The sequence below is a fragment of the Microbispora hainanensis genome (assembly GCF_006874475.1).
Taxonomy (GTDB): domain Bacteria; phylum Actinomycetota; class Actinomycetes; order Streptosporangiales; family Streptosporangiaceae; genus Microbispora; species Microbispora hainanensis.
Map to the genome: position 1 here is coordinate 1 of NZ_VIRM01000249.1, position 229 is coordinate 229.

At 66.8% G+C, this 229-nt stretch carries 1 pseudogene; it reads right to left on the reverse strand.

From position 1 onward, the window contains the following. Nucleotides 1-9: 9 nt before the first annotated feature. A pseudogene (locus tag FLX08_RS40290) lies at nt 10-229 on the reverse strand (IS630 family transposase); the annotation flags it as partial.

Genomic DNA, 229 nt, shown 5'->3' on the forward strand with positions numbered 1-229 from the left:
TACTGACCTTTAATTCGTGATGTCGCCTCCCGTTCTCATGGTCAGGCCGGTCGGTGGGAGGCATCCGTCGATGAGGTGGGCCCGGTACTGGATCTTCTTCAGGGCGCGCTTGATGACGCGGACGAGCTGGGGCAGGTCGGCGGCGGCGAGGTTGGCCAGGGCGCCGCGTTTGAGCAGGGACCAGATGCCCTCGGTGGGGTTGAGGTCGGGGGCGTAGGCGGGGAGCTGG